This window comes from Gammaproteobacteria bacterium (assembly GCA_029882975.1).
In the GTDB taxonomy this organism is placed as follows: domain Bacteria; phylum Pseudomonadota; class Gammaproteobacteria; order SZUA-152; family SZUA-152; genus JAJDNG01.
This window is the reverse complement of record JAOUJW010000015.1, coordinates 84759-102830: the sequence shown is the minus strand read 5'-3', so window position 1 is coordinate 102830 and position 18072 is coordinate 84759. Positions and strand designations below refer to the sequence as shown.

Genomic DNA, 18072 nt, shown 5'->3' with positions numbered 1-18072 from the left:
CCGTTCTCAAAGTGTGTTGTGGTGGGAATCCGTAAATACGTATGGTTAATAATTAACCATTCTCTAGAAGCGGGAAGAAATCAAATTCAAAGTTAACGGCTTGACTGCCTGGGTCCAGCATTTCCAGCTCAATTTTAATGGGTGTATCGGGTGCCATGCCTAAGTCAAATTTGGTATCGATAGGTAGGTATTCTTTAGGTTTAAACTGTCTTTCCGCCACGCGTTGTCCGTTAATGTCAGAGAAAGTGATTTGGAGCAATGGGTAGGATTGAGCATAGCCTGCGTTGTTGATTATGGTGGTGCTTACCTTTAGGGCGCTATCGACGTCCGGGTGGCTGCGAATGTCCTGGCCAATGAGTTCTAATTTTTTAACGTCACTGGGCAGCTTGACATCACAGGATAAGGCTTTACAAAAGGTGCTGATCCAGGGGCGTAAGCTTTGGTTTTTAGCCAGATCATTGTGTTTGAAGTATATGGTTTGCAGCAGGAACGTCATCATAAGGCATACGCCACCCACACCCCACCAAGAGATAGCGGTTTGTTTGCCTCTGCGTTTGCGGGGTGTGGCATTGGAAACGTCGCCCAGGATTTGTTTGGAGAAAGCGTTGGAACGTTTCTTCTTGCCTCGGTTTGCGGGTTTCTTACTTTTTTCGGGTTCATCGTTTGTTGTTTTAAGTCTGGTTGCAGCTGCGCCTGGAGCTGCTTTATTGGGTGTTGCTGCCTTTTGTACAATGGTGGCTTCCAGGTTCGCTATATCCAAATTGATATTTGTAGCGTCCAGGCCATCAAAATCCTCGGCCTGTTTAGCGTTGGTCGCAGCTTTTGACGGCATGGGTTTGGGTGCCGGTTGCGGTTTTGGTTCCGCAGCAGCCGGTTGCGCAGTTTCCTGCGGGACGGGTGGTTTTTGCGGCGCTGGTTTTGGTGCTTGTTGGGGTGCTTGTTTGGGTGCTTGTTGCGGCGCGGAGGTATGGATAAATGTTTGATCCTGCTCCATGGCATCAGAAAAACGCAGCTCGTCCAGGGCTCTTAAGGCTTCATCGTAATTAATATCATCGTCATCAATCAAAGGTTTTGCTGCCGGTTCCGCGCTTGGAAGTCGGGGTGATGGTCGCGGTGCTTCCGCCTTCTTTTCGGGTTTCGGTTTCTTGTTCTTAATCAGTGGCAGCGGGGCTTTGTTTTCCGCAGGTGCCGGTGTGACTTTGCTTTGTCGGGCATTTTGATTCAGGGCTTGGATAGCAGCAATGGCTTGTCCCAATTTGGTGGGTTTGGCTGAGGATTCCTGCCCATGCAAGGAAGCTTCAAACAGTTCTTGTTCCAGTTCACTTTCATCCAGGAAAATATCATCATCAAAGTCATCGTATTGCTCCTCGATTTGAGGAGGCTCTTCGGTCAAATTACCCAAGGCACTGAATACCGTGCGGCATTGGCCGCAGCGCACATTACCTTGAGCGATTTTCAAGTGCTCCGGTGTAACCTGGAAATAGGTCAGGCATTGTGGGCATTGAGTGTACATTGCTACCAAATTCTAAGTGTAATGTTCATGTCGGTATCTCTGAAACGCATACTGGGAATCAGAGGCTCTCGTATTAAACAGACCGGCGGATGCCGTGCACCAGAGTCCAGTCGTCTTGTATTTGTATGTCGGCCATGTGAAACCAGGCTTGATAGTGATTGGAAACACTTTCGGCTTGGTTTTTGAGTATGCCGCTTAACACAATACGCCCCTGCGGTTTTACCAGATTGGCCAGAGTCGGTGCAAGTTCTAATAGGGGGTTTGCTAATATATTTGCCACTATCGTGTCCACCGCAGGACATTCGCTGGGATTCTGGGTGATTTGCAGGCGTTCGGCAACCTGGTTTTTTTCGGCATTGATTCGCGTGGCTTGCAGCGCTTGCGGGTCATGGTCTACCGCCCAGGCTTTGGCGGCGCCTAATTTAAGTGCTGCGACCGCCAGTATGCCAGAGCCACAACCGAAGTCGATGAGCTGTTCCTGTGAACGCAAGTGCTGGTCCAACCATTTCAGGCACAGGGCCGTGGTGGGATGGGTCCCGGTACCAAAGGCCATTCCGGGATCCAGTAGGACATTCACTGCATTAGGTTCCGGTGGTTGGTGCCAGCTGGGGCAAATCCATAGTCGTTCACCGCAGCGAATGGGTTGAAAGTTCTTCATCCACTCGGCTGCCCAGTTTTTATCTTCCAAGTCTTCCACTCGCCAGGGTGGCAACAGTTTGGGATGTAACGCGGTTTCCAGTGCGCTGATGATAGCACTCATATCCGTGTCCCCTTTGAATAGGCCGATGAGTTTGGTGTTGTGCCAAAGAGGAGTGGTGCCCAGCGGAGGTTCAAACAGAGGTTGGTCCGCTGCATCCATAAATGTAACGGATGCAGCACCCAAAGACTCCAGGATATCCGCCAGCGGTTCTGCCTGACTGGAATCCGTGCCGATCACAATTTGAAACCAGGCAGGCATTGGAAGCAGGCTCCTTTTACAGAGCCAGTTTTTTCTCCAGGTAATGGATATTGGTGCCACCCGTTTGGAAAGCGGAGTCATTAATAATATCCAAATGCAAGGGAATATTGGTTTTAATGCCTTCAACCACGCATTCGCTTAGTGCGGTGCGCATACGGGCGATAGCCGTCTCTCGCGAGTCTCCATGAGCAATGATTTTGCCTATCATAGAGTCATAGTAGGGCGGAACCCGGTAGCCATTGTATATATGGGAATCCACCCGAATACCCAAACCGCCCGGTGCATGAAACTGTGTCACGGTGCCGGGAGAAGGCATGAAGGAGTTGGGGTCTTCCGCATTGATACGGCATTCCAGTGCATGGCCACGAATGACAATATCCTCTTGTTTGAAGCTCAGCGGGAGGCCGGCGGCAATACGAATTTGCTCTTTAACCAGATCCACGCCGGTAATCATCTCGGTTACCGGGTGTTCCACCTGGATGCGGGTATTCATCTCAATGAAATAAAATTCACCATTTTCATATAGGAACTCGAAGGTGCCGGCACCCAGATAGCCAATTTGACGGCAGGCTTCGGCACAACGGCCGCCGATTTGGTTGCGCAGTTCCTGCGTGATTCCCGGTGCGGGTGCTTCTTCCACGACTTTTTGGTGGCGTCTTTGCATTGAGCAGTCACGTTCGCCCAGATGGATCGCGTCGCCGTGAGTATCAGCCAGAACCTGTATTTCAATATGACGGGGATTTTCCAGGTATTTTTCCATATATACCACGTCACTGCCAAAGGCGGCGGCAGCTTCGGACTTGGTTAAGGAGATCGCATTGAGTAAGCTCGCTTCGCTGTGAACCACTCGCATTCCCCGCCCACCGCCCCCGGCGGCGGCTTTGATGATGATGGGATAACCGATTGACTTGGCCATTTTCATGGTTTCCCCCGGGTCATCACCCAAGGGGCCATCAGAGCCTGGCACGCAAGGTACCCCTGAACTACGCATGGCTTCGATGGCGGATACTTTATCCCCCATGAGGCGAATTGTGTCGGAGCGGGGACCGATAAAGGTAAACCCGCTTTGCTCTATACGTTCGGCAAAGTCTGCGTTCTCAGCTAAAAAGCCGTATCCTGGATGGATGGCAACTGCATCGGTGACTTCGGCTGCGCTGATCAATGCCGGAATGTTCAGGTAACTGTCCACCGATGGGGCAGGACCGATACACACGGACTCATCGGCCAGGCGCACATGTTTCAGGTCGCGATCGGCAGTGGAGTGTACGGCTACGGTTTGTATGCCCATTTCACGGCAGGCGCGCAAAATTCGCAGAGCTATTTCGCCTCTGTTGGCTATGACGATTTTTTCAAACATAGAATAAAGAGTTTTGTAATTAATCGATAATGAAAAGCGGCTCGCCGTATTCAACCGGCTGCGCGTTGTCTACCAAAATGGCTTTTACTGTACCGGTTTTGTCGCTCTCGATCTGGTTGAGCAACTTCATGGCCTCAATAATGCACAAAGTGTCGCCCGCATTTACTTTTTGCCCTTCTTCGACAAAAGCTTTGGCGCCCGGTGATGAAGCACGGTAAAAAGTACCAACCATGGGAGACTTAATGGTGTGACCGCTAATAGGGGTTTCTGCTTCTGCCGATGTGTCGCTTGCCGGAGGAGCACTTGCAGTCATCGCTGGGGCAACAGATGCCGGAATGGTATATTGTGCCGGAGCTGCCACGGCAACATTGCTGTGACGGCTAATGCGTACCGATTCTTCGCCTTCGTGAATTTCCAGTTCTGCGATTCCGGATTCTTCAAGTAGTTCGATCAGTTTTTTAACTTTGCGTATGTCCATAGTGGAAAACCTGATTGCATGTTTTATCGTTAGTGGTTTTAATCTGAACCGGAGTTTATGTGTTACGGATAGCGAACTATTCGTAGCTATCCAGAAACTCTCGGTTCCTTCAATTGTTTAATGGCTGCGAGCAATGCCAATTCATAACTCATAGGTCCCAGGCCGCTGATAACGCCTGAGGCGATGTCCGAAAAATAAGAAATCTGCCGAAACGACTCGCGGTTATGAATATTGGATAAATGAACTTCAATAAACGGTATGTTTACCCCACTCAGGGCATCGCGCAGTGCGATACTGGTATGAGTAAACGCGCCGGGATTGATAACGATAAAATCGATGTCATTTACCGCTGCATGTATTGTTTCAATCAGCTCATGTTCTGCATTACTTTGGAAGTGCACCAGCTCATGCTTGTGCTCGCTTGCCAAAGTCTGCATCTGTTGATTGATGGTTTCCAGGTCCGTGTGGCCATAATGCCTGGGCTCCCTGCTGCCCAATAGATTCAGGTTGGGACCATGAATCACCAGTAGTTTTGCCATAATCAACCTACGTTATGAATCTGAACATGAGCGGTGAAAAATACCGCAAACTTCACTCAAAAGTCAGCTAAATTTCACGAAATCACGTAAATTTGTATTATTGCCCGATTTCCATTGAAATTTGCGGCGATTATCCCTTAACGCATGGCTTTTGTCTACACGATTTTTAGAAAAACGTGAGATGCGTCAAGTATCGCCGCATTTCTAAGCAAATTAGCCGAAAGTTGCAGCAAGGTTCTTGAGGGATACGGCTACAATAATGACAATACGTTTTCCTTGACCGCTTCGCGGGAGAATTCGCCCCGATGGATATGAGAAATTTGCCCCTGACGATTGATAACCACTGTATAGGGCAGGGCACCAAAGCGGTTGCCATAGGCTTCGGCAATATGAATATCCTTGTCTGTTGCGATTAAAGTGGGGTAATTGACCCCGTAAGTGTCTACAAAGTCCTTGACCTTCTCCAGCGTGTCAATGGCCACACCAATGAACTGTAATCCCTTGGGGCCATATTGTTCCTGCATTTCTACAAACAGAGGTGTTTCCTTCAGGCAGGGGGGGCACCAGGTGGCCCAAAAATTCAACACCACCACATTACCGTCCCATTCGTGGATATTGTGTTGATGGTTGTCCAGATCCGGTAGGCTAAAGTCAGGAATAGGTTTGCCCACCATCGAAGTGGCAGCCAGCTGCGCTTCCGGTTCATTGGAAAGGCGTTTGATCAGCTCGTTACCGCCCCACATCCCGAAAAGAAAAATCACTGCCATGGCAATATATTTTGCCTTAATCATCGTCTCCACCCTCATCAGTCATGCTGCCACTCCTGGCAGCTTAATCGTTAGTCATTTTGTTTTGTGGTTTTGTTACAACGTGGTTTGCCGTTACTGTATTAGCGTTACTGTGTGGCTTTTTGAACCAGCGCCTTAAATTTGTCTTTGTCCAGAAATCCCACCAGACGTAAAGCGCGTTGTTCCTCCCCATTACGATCGAAAAAGTGTATCGATGGTGGACCTACCACCCCCAACTTTTTCATCAAAGCCTGGTCCACGGCGTCGTTTGCTGTGACATCCGCTTTCAGTAGCATGACGTTTTTTAGAGCCTGTTGCACACCTGGGTCCCCAAAGGTGTATTTTTCCATTTCCTTACAGGAAACACACCACTCAGCGTAGAAATCCAACATGGCCACTTGTTGTTGAGTACGGGCCTGTTCCAGTGCCCGTTCCAGTCCGTCGATGCCCTTTATAGTGACGAAGTTGAGTTTGGTGCTGTTACCGCCGATGTTGTTGCCGCCTCTGGATTGCATGAGCTTATCCAATGGTTGCAGAACATCACGACCGCCACTGCTCACTCCAATCAAAATCAAGATGCCGTAGGTCAGGAAGAACAGGCCCAGGCCCTTCCACAGTTTTTTCCAGCCGGAAGCGCCGTTGAGTGGTTCCAAAGCGCCCATATAGATCGCGGGAACGATCAAAAGCAGAGCCCACAAGATCATAGAGACGGCAGCCGGCACAATGCGTTCCAGCATCCAAACAGCGACAGCCAGCATTAATACCCCAAACACCGCCTTAATAGTGTCCATCCATTGCCCGGCTTTGGGTAACAAGGTGCCGGCGGAGGCGCCGATGGCCAGGAGTGGTGTGCCCATCCCCATGCTCAAGGCGAACAAAGCAAAGCCGCCTAACACGGCATCACCTGTTTGACCAATATAGATTAGAGCACCCATCAAGGGTGCGGCTACGCAAGGGCCAACAATCAGTGCTGATAACAAGCCCATGATCGCAACGCCGGCTAATGTTCCTCCTTCCTGGCGGTTACTGATTTCAGTGAGCCTGCTTTGAATGGACGCGGGCATCTGAATCTCAAAAAAGCCAAACATGGAAAAGGCCAGCGCCACGAATACTGCGCTAAAAGTACTTAATATCCACGGATTCTGGAAAGCCGCTTGTAAATTGTTGCCAAAGAGTCCGGCAACGACACCTGCGACTGTGTAGGTAAGTGCCATGGCCAGGACATATACCAGTGACATGGTGAAAGCTTTTTTGGTAGTAACGTTTTTTTGTCCAGCAATAATGCTGGAAAGAATGGGTACCATGGGAAACACGCAGGGGGTAAAGGCCAGCCCCACACCGGCGAAGTAGAACGCCAACAGGGTTAACAATAAGCTGCCATTTTGCAACATGTTAGCCAGGCGATCCTGTTCGGACAGGTCTTGGTTATTGCTGTTACCGGATTGCGCCGGTGTTTGTTGTGGCAAACCCAATTGTCCGGCAGGTAGGGAGACCGGCATAGTCATGGTTTGGGGTGGGTAGCACAGACCTTTGTCGGCGCAGCCCTGGTAGTTGGCTTCCAGTTCCAGATTTACTGCATCGGTATGACTGCGATCCAGGGGCAGGTAAATATCTACACTTTTGTAGTACACCACCATCTTACCAAAGGACTCGTCCACTTTTTCTTTGCCCGGGGGCATGCTGATTTCGCCCAGGCTGATTCCCTCAGCATTTTTTAGAGTGAACTTGTATTTGTCCCGGTACAAGTAATAGCCATCTTCTATATCCCAATGGGCGCGAATGAGATTTCCGTTTTCCGCTTCGGCACTGAAAACAAAGGCTTGCTCCGGGCGTAGAAATTCATCGTCATTGTTTCCCAATCCCAGACGGTTGCCTAAGCTTTTTATCGCGCCCAAGGGGTCAAATCCATCGTTGTCGGATTGGGTGGCTTGAGAGGGGAGCACTAAACTGACGATTTGTTTTTGTGGGGGGTAACACAGACCCAAATCGGCGCAGCCCTGTGAGGTGACGCTGAGGTCCAACTTGCTGTCATTATTGCTACGAATAACGGGGATATCGATATTGATCCGGCCGCGATAAGTTTCCACTTTGCCGAAAAACTCATCGGTTTTGACTTTGCCTTTGGGAAAAACCGCCTGGCCCAGAGTTACGCTCGGGGTGTTGCTGTCAAACTTAAATTTACTGCGGTAAAGGTAATAACCGTCAGTGATGTCAAAACTGATGCGCACCATATCAGCGCTGAGTACCTGGGAACTCATGACAAAGGCTTGTTCTACCGGGAGGGGTTCTTCGTCGCTTATACCGAGGTTGCCGACAGCGGCAAAACTGGGGTGGCAGAACAGCAAGGCCAGCAGTCCGGCCAGAATTGAATGAATTTTCATTTAAACCTCGTTTACTGAGTGGTGTCGCGGGTTTCTGGAGCCATCCGACTATTTTCTCTGATCCAGGACAAGTAGGCGGCATAACCCTTGTCTATGGGGACACTGATGACTTCAGGAAGTTCATAAGGGTGAACCTTAAGAATGCATTGTTCCACCGCCGTATAGTTTGCTTTCACCGTTTTAATCAGCAGTAATTGTTCGGTGCTGTGTTCAATCTGATTCTGCCAGCGGTATACTGATGTTACTCCGGTGATAATATTCACACAGGCTGCAAGGTTTTGTTTTACCAGAGTATCGGCGACCACATGGGCGCTTTTGGCGTCCGGGCAGGTAGTGATAATGGCTATGGTCGGCGATTCGTTCATAGATAACTGCGCAAAGTTTTACCAATGTCGTTTATATCAGTGGTCTGTAATCGGGGAATATTACATTTTTCAAGCACACCAATGCCAGTAATAATACGAGCTGTGTTACATTAGGCGAAAAGTGTCCAACCATAACCTGTCAGACAGCAAAACCCATGCATCCTTTTACTATATTATTAATACTCTTCCTTAGCGTCCCATTAGTCGAAATCTATCTGCTGATTGAGGTGGGAGGATGGATAGGGGTTTTCCCCACAATATTCTTGGTGGTATTTACAGCTGTTTTAGGGGCCTGGTTGTTGCGCTGGCAAGGATTTTCTACATTGCGGCGCATCCAGGAAACCACGGCCCAAGGTGGAATTCCCGCTGTCGAGCTAGTAGAAGGGGCAGTTTTAATCGTTTCCGGTGCTTTATTGTTGACCCCCGGCTTTTTTACTGACGCCATCGGGTTTATGTGCCTAGTGCCCCGATTGCGCCAGGGTGCCATAAAGTGGGCCTTAAAGCGCTTTTTCCACGGTGGCTCGGGCGAGCCTACGCCGTTTGCCGGGGCTCAACCGCGTTCGTCTCACCGTTCTAAGACCATAGAAGGGGAGTATAAACGAGAGGATTGACATGGATTGTTCCTAAATTGAAGAAAATGCTCCACACACCTCTTGAAATTCCTTTTTCCGTCACTATTATTAGCACTCATTGAGTGCGAGTGCTAATCGTCTTGTGTTTTATAACCGGGGTGAAACTTGGCACTACGCGGTGTGTTGTAACTGAATTTTGAAAATTATAATTTTTTCAAGGAGATAGTCCATGAATATTCGTCCTTTGCATGATCGTGTCATCGTTCGTCGCATGGAAGAAGAGCTTACTTCCGCTGGGGGGATTGTTATCCCGGGTTCAGCTGCGGAGAAACCCGACCAAGGTGAGGTGGTTGCCGTAGGTAAGGGCAAGTTGCTTGATAACGGTGAAGTTCGTCCTCTGGATGTGAAAGTCGGCGATCGGGTCTTGTTTAATAAATACGGCGGTACCGCAGTGAAAGTTGACGGTGAAGAGCTGTTGGTGATGCGCGAAGAAGACATTACCGGGGTAATCGAGGGCTAAGTTGCCTGATTAACCACAACAAACCCAGATAATTGAGAGGAATCCAACAATGACTGCTAAAGAAGTTAAATTTAGTGATAAAGCCCGCCACCGTATGGTTGCCGGTGTGAATGTTCTTGCCAACGCCGTAAAAGTAACTTTAGGTCCCAAAGGCCGTAACGTAGTACTGGAAAAAAGCTTCGGTGCTCCCACCATCACCAAAGACGGTGTTTCTGTAGCCAAGGAAATCGAGCTGGAAGACCGTTTTGAAAACATGGGTGCACAAATGGTGAAGGAAGTTTCTTCCCAGACTTCCGATGTGGCCGGTGACGGTACCACCACTGCGACCGTATTGGCGCAATCCATTCTGGCTGAAGGTATGAAAGCCGTTGCTGCCGGTATGAACCCTATGGATCTGAAACGTGGTATTGACCGAGCTGTACAGGAAGCGGTCAAAGCATTACAGGAAATGTCCAAGCCATGCGCTGATGACAATGCCATTGCTCAAGTAGGCACTATTTCCGCTAATGCTGATGAAAGCATTGGTCGAATCATCGCTGACGCTATGGGTAAAGTAGGTAAGGAAGGGGTTATCACGGTGGAAGAAGGTTCCGGCCTGGATAACGAGCTTGACGTTGTGGAAGGTATGCAATTTGATCGCGGTTACCTGTCACCCTATTTCATCAATAACCAAGACAGCATGAGTGCAGAGCTGGAGAATCCGGCAATTTTGGTTTTCGACAAAAAGATTTCCAACATCCGCGATTTATTGCCGGTATTGGAAGCGGTTGCAAAAGCCAGTAAACCCTTGTTGATTATCGCTGAAGATGTGGAAGGTGAAGCGCTGGCCACTTTGGTTGTGAATAATATGCGTGGAATCGTAAAAGTCGCTGCCGTAAAAGCCCCTGGTTTCGGTGACCGCCGTAAAGCGATGCTGGAAGACATTGCCGTGTTGACCGGTGGTACGGTGATTTCCGAAGAGGTAGGTCTTTCTCTGGAAAAAGTCACTTTGGACGACCTGGGTACGGCTAAACGTATATCCATCACCAAAGAAAATACCACGGTTATCGACGGTGCCGGTCAAGCTGCCGATATTGAAGCCCGGGTTAATCAAATCCGTGCTCAAATCGAGGAAGCCAGCTCTGATTACGACAAGGAAAAATTGCAAGAGCGTGTTGCCAAACTGGCGGGCGGTGTTGCCGTTATCAAAGTGGGTGCGGCCACTGAAATGGAAATGAAAGAGAAAAAAGCCCGCGTAGAAGATGCTCTGCACGCCACTCGAGCTGCCGTGGAAGAAGGTGTTGTTCCTGGCGGTGGTGTGGCGCTGGTACGTGCTCAGCAAATCATCCAGGATCTGAGAATTGAAAACCACGATCAGGATGTGGGTGTGAAAATCGCACGCCGTGCTATGGAAGAGCCTTTGCGTCAAATCGTGGCCAATGCCGGGGGAGAACCCTCTGTCGTGTTGAACAAGGTTGCCGAAGGTGAAGGTAATTTTGGTTTCAATGCTGCCACCGATGAGTTTGGTGATATGGTGGCCATGGGTATTTTGGATCCAACCAAGGTAACCCGTACTGCGTTGCAAAATGCTGCTTCTGTTGCCGGTTTAATGATCACTACCGAAGCCATGGTGGCAGAACTGCCTAAAGATGAGGCTCCTGCTGCACCGGACATGGGTGGTATGGGTGGCATGGGCGGCATGATGTAAGTCATCGCGTTCTGACAAAAAAACCGCTGACCCGGTTACCGGGTGCAGCGGTTTTTTTTGTTCAAGTAACTAAGAATGGAATTGCACGACCGTTCGTCGGATAAATAGAATATTTAGCCATTTGGTTCAAATTTCGGTTAAACATTTAAAAATTAACAGTTTAATAAAGCTTTTGACGCCAGGTTTTCAGCGTTTTCTTAATTGGTAAATTGTTAATATACTATAAATATCAATTAGATATATTTTATGTTAAAAATAAAATGGCTTTGCTTACATACTTGACGCTTGTGACACGAGGTTGATAGACTCGTTCCACGCTGTAAGCATTTAGGAAGGTGGAATTCAGCAGGAATAGGCCTTCTGTAGTAAAAATGTAACTAATTCTAGGGCGGCGTCACAGTGACTGTAAGTGGGGCAAAGTAGGGGCTGGTGGCAATAAGATCTGGGGCATGGGTCTGCCACCCAACCAACGAAGTATCACGGACAAGATACTGTGGAAAATAATTAATCATCCCGAAAGTTTTCTCGTAAAACTTCATTCAATCTTTCATACAATAACCAAGGCGCGTTCCGCGCCTTTTTTTTTTCTACACCAAATTTTTTTCTACACCAAAGTTTTAACTTTGTTAGTATGCCAGGGTTGACTAGGGTAAGGAGCGGGTGTGCTTAAAGAATATAGTAACACGGTAGAATCAGTTCGATTTGTGTTCAAGCATTTCTCCCGGTTTGTCCATAACGATCGCTGGTTTTTACTGTTTACTCTGGTTGTCATACTTTTCCACACCGTTTCCAATACAGCTGTTATTTGGTTATTGGGAACTCCGGTTACATTGTTGCAGCAGGGCAAGTTGGAGCAACTTAACGTCACGTTGCTGTTATTGCTGGCAGTGTTGTTGTTCAATCAATTGGCACGCCTGGCGGTTCATTTAGCCTTCAATTGGTTGGGATTGCGTTACACCGGCCGAGTCAGAAATTATTTGTTTGGTTCGGTTCTCAATTTGTCTTTTCCGGTGATGTCGACCTTACCTAAGGGCGACTTGTTGGCCAGGCTTAGCAATGACATTGATCAAACCCAGGCGTTTTTGTTGGAAGTGCCTTTAGGTTTGGTTTCGTATTTTTTTACCTTGTTGTTTTATGTCGTCATGTTGTTGTGGATCGATCTGGATCTAACGCTAATTGCCTTATTATTTGCACCGCTGTTGTTTCTCCAGCAGCGTTATTTCGCACCCCGAAAGGGACAGGCGTCGTCTGTGTTTTTTCAAAGAAACGGAGAATTACTGGCATTTGAGGAACAGGCTTTGTCCAATTTGCGTGGGGTCAGTTCCTTTGTGGTGGAGGCTCAGGTAAGTGGTTTACATCGAAATGCCTATGAACATGCACGCAAATGGGCCATGCGTATGCGCAGTATCGATGGTTTCCATATTTTGGTTTTTAATTTGCTGCTATTTACTTGTGGTGCGGTGATTGTTTACCGCGGTATTCAAGATGTACAGCAGGGGACACTGGAAATAGGTACGCTGATCAGTTTTTTGTTATACCTGGGTTATTTGTCTTACCCGGTCAAAGGTTTTGCCGAAGCACCTATTTTGTGGCAGGGACAGATGGGTGCAGCTCGACGGGTCCACGAGGTTATGACTATGGAGCCAAATGTGAAGGAAAAGGCTGACAGCCTGCCCTTAACAGTCAGCCAAGGAGAAATCTGCTTTGATCAGTTGAGTTTTTCCTATGGACGCGAAACGGTATTTAAAAATCTATCTGCGACCGTTCACGCCGGTGAAACGGTGGCGCTGGTGGGGCCTAGCGGTTCGGGGAAAAGCACTCTGGCGGTTTTGTTGATGCGTTTTTTCGAGCCCAATTCCGGCTGCATTCGTATTGATGGTGTTGATATTGGCGCAGTGACGCTTAAGTCTCTTAGGGATAGTATCGCGGTAGTTTGGCAGGACCCTTTTTTCATCAACGATACGGTAGCGGCTAACTTGCGCCTGGCTAGAGCGGACGCCAGCGAAGCGCAAATGCGGCAGGCCTGTGAACAGAGCTCGGTGTGGGAGTTTGTTTCCAATTTACGGCAAGGTCTAAATACCGAGCTGGGAGTCCAGGATTTATCCGTGGGGCAAAGGCAACGTCTTTGTATCGCTCAGGCGTTTTTAAAAGATGCTCCTATTTTAATTATGGATGAGGCTTCGTCAGCTTTGGATAGCCAGTCTGAGCAAGTAATAGTGGAATCGCTGCAACGCCTGCGCGAAGGGCGGACTACTTTGATTATTGCTCATCGCTACAGCACGATACGCTTGGCGCATCGCATCATGTATTTAAACGGTGATGGCAGTATGTTTATAGGATCGCATGATGAGTTATTGCGTGAACATGAGGGATACCGCCACGCTCTGGCTTGGCAAGCCCGCGGAGGGGAGCATGGCGAGGATAGTGAATAAGGTGCTTTTTTCTATATCACCCGATCGTTACCCCCATCAATAGGAATTTGGGCGCCGGTGGTTTTGCTGAAACTGTCTCCAGCCAGCGTCGCAGCCAGTCTGGCCACATCAGTAGAACGAATTTCCGTTTTGAGCAGGTTTTTTGTCTTATATTGTTCCGGGGTTAGACCGTAGTGTTTGGCGCGGGTGCTGATGACCTCATCATTCCAGATGCCGGTATCAAAGACAGCGTCAGGGTGCAGTGTATTGACGCGAATGCCTTTATCGCCTAATTCCAGCGCGGCGATTCTTGCTAACTGGGTAAATCCCGCCTTGGCGGCAGAGTAGGCGGCGGCGCCGGGGCCCGGAGCTGGAACATTTTTTGAAGCAATCATGACAATCGCCGGATCCAGGCCCAATTCCAGAAAGGGGATGGCGTTTTTTAACAATAGCTGATGTCCGGTGAGATTTACGTCCATGCTACGTTGCCACACGGTTTGATCCATCTGGGCAATCGTCTGTCCATTGGGGAAAAAGCCGGCATTATTAATGAGAATGTCCAATCCGCCAAAGCGCTCTATGGTGGCACGTAGTGCATCTTTAATTTGCTGCTCGTCTGTTATATCACATTGTAATGTTAGAACCTGAGGTTGTGAGAATGCCGTATGAATCGACGGATTAAGATCCAAGGCTGCGATACAGGCGCCATGGTTTAGGAAGTGCTCCACGCAGGCTTTGCCAATGCCGCTTGCGGCGCCGCTGACTAACACGATTTTTCCTTGAAAATGAAGTGCGGCCCCGGACTTTTTCAGCTTGGCTTGTTCCAGTTCCCAGTATTCCACATCAAAAATGTCTGCTGCAGGCAGGGCCTGCCAGGCCTCAATTTGCTGAGCGGTTTCTATGGCGTCTATAGTATGAGAAACAATATCCTCAACAATACCTGCCTCTTTATCCGAGCTGCCGATGCTGAGCAAACCTCTGTTTTTCCATACAACCCAGCGTGGTGCGGGATCCAGCGGTGTTAATTGCGACTTATTGTGAATGCTGAAATAGTTGCTGTAATCGTCAATATACCGTTGTAAGCTTTGCTCCATGTCTGTGTCAGACGTTATCAGTGCGGTGCGTTTGGTGCGGATAACATGATCCGGTGTTAGCGGTCCCTGTGACGCCAGGTGGGAAACGTTTTCCAGGGAGCTGAAGGCACACGCTCGCTCGGATTGACAGTGCCGTACAATCATGGCTGTGTGGCTTAGCGTGGATATACTACGTCGCAATCGTGCCAGATTTACAAGTTGTACCGCCGGCACAGCAGTTGCCGCCAGCGTGGGTAGTGATACCTTACGGTTTGCAATGAATTCTTCGGCTGCCGTGACCAAGCTGATCATGCGTTCGTAGCTGGTCCTGGCATCGTCGCCAAAGCTGAAAATACCATGGTTCATGAGTACCATGCCCTCCAGTTTACTCCAATCCAGATCGCGGGTTTGTTCGTAGACCAACCGGGCCAGGGCAAAACCCGGCATGATATAGGGTATGATCAAGACCCGGTCACCGTAGACGCTTTGGATGTTTTCCAAACCGTGGGGGGTATTACTAATGGTAACAACAGCATCAGCGTGGGTGTGGTCGACGTATTGAAAAGGGATAATGGCGTGCAGAATGGCTTCAACGGATGGGGTTGGCGCAGTTGGGTCGGTCATGGCCGACTTTTGTTGGGTCACCATTTGTGCATCACTGAGTTGTTCCAATGTGGCTAGCTTTTGCAATGTGTGCAGTTTAACCGGTGCAAAACCGGCGGCTTCTATGCTCGCCAAATCCCAGCCGCTGCCTTTGATATAGAGTATTTCTTCGGGTTCGCCGAAAACGTTGGTAACTTGGGTTTTTACAGAGGTATTTCCACCGCCGTGCAACACTAAATGGGAGTATTGCCCTAAAAGGCGTGAAGAATACACTCTTAACAACAAGGGGTCGTCGTTGCACGCATCGGCTTCGCCGGAGTTCCACAAACTTTGCATAGAGCACCTTTATCCGTTTGTTCCATCAATATCTTTGCGCAAAGATATCGATTGCGTGAGTAAAGGTAAAGGAGTTTTAGCGGACTATTTGCAGTTTGCGGGTTTTGTTTTTGATACAGCTTAACTCGGAAGCCGTTAACAGTTTGCAGTCCAATAAGTGTTCCATGTCTTGCCATCCCAAGTCAATATTGTGTGTCGCGCTGTTATCTTGATCTTCCTTTGCATCAATGTCGCTGACATTATTGCGATAGGATATCTTAAATTCGCCACTGTCCTTTATATTGTACAGCACCGCTTTGGTGTTGAATTTTATCTGTGTCGTGCCTATGTTTCGGGTTTGTTGCTCGGAAAGGCATTCGATCATAGTGCCGGTGGTTTTGCATTCGGTGGTTTTTGAGGGCATATAAGCGATGGGATGTTGCTTCCGCATCCAGCCTCCCTGTATCAGAATTGTGAGAGTATCAAACTGCGGCGCTGTTGGTTGGGGTATAGCGTGTGTGGCTCGGGTTTTGACCGCTAGAGCTGCTTTTGATTTAAGTTCTTTTTCTTTTTTTACGATTTCCGCCATGTGTGCCAAAGAGTTGCTGACCCGCTCCACCCGGGTAATGGCAGGAGAGTAACCGCCATCGCGTGACTGTATGTACAAACGTAAGGCTTCTTCCAGATCCTGTGTGACACCTAGGCCATTTTCAAACATTTCCGCCAGGTAAAATTGGGCTCTTTCATATCCTTTAGCGGCTGACAGTTGTAGCCATTTAAATGCCTGCATTTGGTCTGCTGTAACACCAAGGCCTTTCAAATAAGCCAATCCCAGTTTAAAAGCGGCTTTTTTGTGACCTTTGGCAGCTGCCTTGCTATACCAAATAGCCGCTTGTTCCAGGTCTTTTGGTGTTCCCCGGCCACGCTCGAACATGTCGCCAAGACTGTATAACGCCTTGGGATTGTTGTCTTTTGCTAACTTCATGGTTTTTTTGAATTTTTCCTCCCAAACGTAATCGCCCGTGTAAGCTGGGGCGAGGGCTGGGAGCAGGATAAACACTAAACTGATAATTTTAACTGCATTCATGTGACTAACCAGGCTACAACAACAGTGCCATATCAAGGTTATCGAAAATTGTGACAGAAACTTAACAACTTATAGTGCTTGTAGTTGTATTTATCGATGTTGTAAACGATGGATTAAGCGTCGATGGGTTCAATTTTTCCGTTGAAAATCAGGTGTGAGGCCACGCAATGGTTGAGCCATTCATGCAAAAAAATGTTCACTTGCTGTTTTTCATCACTTTGGAACATTTTTTCATTGGGGTAGGTGTAGCGGCTGCGAAAACGTTGGTGTTGCTGAAAACTGAGAACCTCGGCGACTTGGGCGTCATGGTAGCTGCGTATAGTCATGGACAGGTCAGGTATCCAGTCGGATAGGAATTGGTGTTTAATTCTAATACTCAGCAAAGATGTGTATTTAGTACGTTCCAGTATGCCTATTTCTACACAATGATCCTGGTTTGAATTGATGCGCACATCTTGTTTGATACGGGCAATAAGAGGTATTACCAACAACAGTTTACTGTAGTTGGACTCATGCACACGAGTGAGATTTTTGCGCAAATTCTTTGGTTTCATTGTTAAAATACCGGACATGACAGTAAATTTACCATCAAACGCTGCGTTTTGCTTAACTGTTTTTAACCCAGTCCTGCATTCGGGCCCGCAAGCGGATGTGGGCCTGGCTAAGTAGTTGGCTGATCCGGGATTCGCTTACGCTTAAGACAGAGCCAATTTCACGCAGATTCAGCTCCGAGTCATAATATAAAGAAACAATCATTTTTTCCCGTTCCGGTAGCGATGCAATGGCTTCTGCCAGTTTTCCTTGCAATCGTTGCCGTTCCAAATCGTCCTGTAAGCCGGGGTTATGTTCTACTAAACTGTGTTTGATGGCTTCCTCATCAACGCCTAGATCCTCCCAGCTTACTACACGGTGATTGGATATGGTTTGTAGGGTTTTATAGTATTCGTCTTTGGATATATTCAGTAGTTCAATCACTTCGTCTACACGGGCATCGCGGCCTTCTCGATTTTCAATGGCACGCATGGCTTCAGTAATGTCTCTGACTTTGCGATGTACCGATTTGGGAGCCCAATCGTTACGTCGTAATTCATCCAACATAGCGCCGCGGATGCGTATGCCCGCATAAGTCTCAAAACTGGCACCTTGTCCCGCATCATATTTTCGCGAGGCTTCAATCAAACCGATCATCCCCGCCTGCAACAGGTCATCGATGACAACCGTGGCCGGTAGCCGTGCTTTAAGATGGTAGGCTATGCGCTTAACCAGGGATGCATAGCGGGTAACCAGTTCGTCGTGGGATCCTACTTTTAGATTATCGTACATGAAGCCCGGCCTACTCCGTCACAGCAGTTGAAACAATGGAATCAGTAGAGACCTTCGGCAAATAAAGGATAAATCTTTAGTAGCCTGATGTGCGGAATGTGG

At 48.4% G+C, this 18072-nt stretch carries 16 protein-coding genes; 4 read left to right on the top strand and 12 right to left on the bottom strand.

Going from position 1 to position 18072, the window contains the following annotated elements; translation table 11 throughout:
• Positions 1 to 52: 52 nt before the first annotated feature.
• From OEY58_12670 to OEY58_12635, 8 genes are all read right to left on the bottom strand, one after another.
• A complete protein-coding gene (locus tag OEY58_12670) occupies positions 53 to 1513 on the bottom strand; it encodes a zinc-ribbon domain-containing protein (protein MDH5326306.1) in 1461 nt (486 codons plus the stop codon).
• Between the two features lie 73 nt (positions 1514 to 1586).
• Positions 1587 to 2471, bottom strand: coding sequence for a 50S ribosomal protein L11 methyltransferase (gene prmA / locus OEY58_12665; GenBank protein MDH5326305.1), 885 nt, complete (start codon positions 2469 to 2471; stop codon positions 1587 to 1589).
• Positions 2472 to 2487: 16 nt separating this feature from the next.
• Positions 2488 to 3828 (bottom strand): acetyl-CoA carboxylase biotin carboxylase subunit, encoded by a 1341-nt coding sequence (accC, locus tag OEY58_12660; protein ID MDH5326304.1) that lies wholly within the window; start codon positions 3826 to 3828, stop codon positions 2488 to 2490.
• A 19-nt stretch (positions 3829 to 3847) separates the two neighbouring features.
• A complete protein-coding gene (gene accB / locus OEY58_12655) occupies positions 3848 to 4306 on the bottom strand; it encodes an acetyl-CoA carboxylase biotin carboxyl carrier protein (protein ID MDH5326303.1) in 459 nt (152 codons plus the stop codon).
• Positions 4307 to 4392: 86 nt separating this feature from the next.
• Entirely contained in the window at positions 4393 to 4845 is a 453-nt protein-coding gene (gene aroQ / locus OEY58_12650; GenBank protein ID MDH5326302.1) for a type II 3-dehydroquinate dehydratase, read from the bottom strand.
• A 251-nt stretch (positions 4846 to 5096) separates the two neighbouring features.
• Positions 5097 to 5636, bottom strand: a complete 540-nt coding sequence (locus OEY58_12645; GenBank protein MDH5326301.1) for a TlpA family protein disulfide reductase — start codon at positions 5634 to 5636, stop codon at positions 5097 to 5099.
• A gap of 104 nt (positions 5637 to 5740) precedes the next feature.
• The gene (locus tag OEY58_12640; GenBank protein ID MDH5326300.1) at positions 5741 to 8014 is read right to left on the bottom strand and encodes a protein-disulfide reductase DsbD; all 2274 of its coding nucleotides are present in this window, start codon (positions 8012 to 8014) and stop codon (positions 5741 to 5743) included.
• Between the two features lie 11 nt (positions 8015 to 8025).
• Positions 8026 to 8379, bottom strand: a complete 354-nt coding sequence (locus OEY58_12635) for a divalent-cation tolerance protein CutA (protein ID MDH5326299.1) — start codon at positions 8377 to 8379, stop codon at positions 8026 to 8028.
• A 155-nt stretch (positions 8380 to 8534) separates the two neighbouring features.
• Between OEY58_12635 and OEY58_12630 the strand changes: the two genes are divergently transcribed.
• The 4 genes from OEY58_12630 (at position 8535) to OEY58_12615 (ending at position 13590) form a co-directional block, all read left to right on the top strand.
• Positions 8535 to 8990: an FxsA family protein gene (locus tag OEY58_12630; protein ID MDH5326298.1), complete on the top strand. Its 456-nt coding sequence runs from the start codon at positions 8535 to 8537 to the stop codon at positions 8988 to 8990.
• 190 nt (positions 8991 to 9180) lie between these two features.
• On the top strand, positions 9181 to 9471 hold the full coding sequence (locus tag OEY58_12625; protein MDH5326297.1) for a co-chaperone GroES: 291 nt from the start codon (positions 9181 to 9183) through the stop codon (positions 9469 to 9471).
• 49 nt (positions 9472 to 9520) lie between these two features.
• Entirely contained in the window at positions 9521 to 11158 is a 1638-nt protein-coding gene (groL, locus tag OEY58_12620) for a chaperonin GroEL (protein ID MDH5326296.1), read from the top strand.
• A gap of 662 nt (positions 11159 to 11820) precedes the next feature.
• Positions 11821 to 13590, top strand: coding sequence for an ABC transporter ATP-binding protein/permease (locus OEY58_12615; GenBank protein MDH5326295.1), 1770 nt, complete (start codon positions 11821 to 11823; stop codon positions 13588 to 13590).
• Between the two features lie 11 nt (positions 13591 to 13601).
• Here the strand turns inward: OEY58_12615 and OEY58_12610 are convergent, their stop codons facing one another.
• From OEY58_12610 to OEY58_12595, 4 genes are all read right to left on the bottom strand, one after another.
• Positions 13602 to 15581, bottom strand: coding sequence for a bifunctional aldolase/short-chain dehydrogenase (locus OEY58_12610; GenBank protein MDH5326294.1), 1980 nt, complete (start codon positions 15579 to 15581; stop codon positions 13602 to 13604).
• Positions 15582 to 15657: 76 nt separating this feature from the next.
• Positions 15658 to 16647 carry a sel1 repeat family protein gene (locus OEY58_12605; GenBank protein ID MDH5326293.1) on the bottom strand — a complete coding sequence of 330 codons (990 nt, stop codon included), beginning with the start codon at positions 16645 to 16647 and terminating at the stop codon, positions 15658 to 15660.
• Positions 16648 to 16760: 113 nt separating this feature from the next.
• Positions 16761 to 17201 carry a DUF1249 domain-containing protein gene (locus OEY58_12600; protein MDH5326292.1) on the bottom strand — a complete coding sequence of 147 codons (441 nt, stop codon included), beginning with the start codon at positions 17199 to 17201 and terminating at the stop codon, positions 16761 to 16763.
• 52 nt (positions 17202 to 17253) lie between these two features.
• Positions 17254 to 17970, bottom strand: a complete 717-nt coding sequence (locus OEY58_12595; protein MDH5326291.1) for an RNA polymerase sigma factor FliA — start codon at positions 17968 to 17970, stop codon at positions 17254 to 17256.
• Positions 17971 to 18072 lie beyond the last annotated feature (102 nt).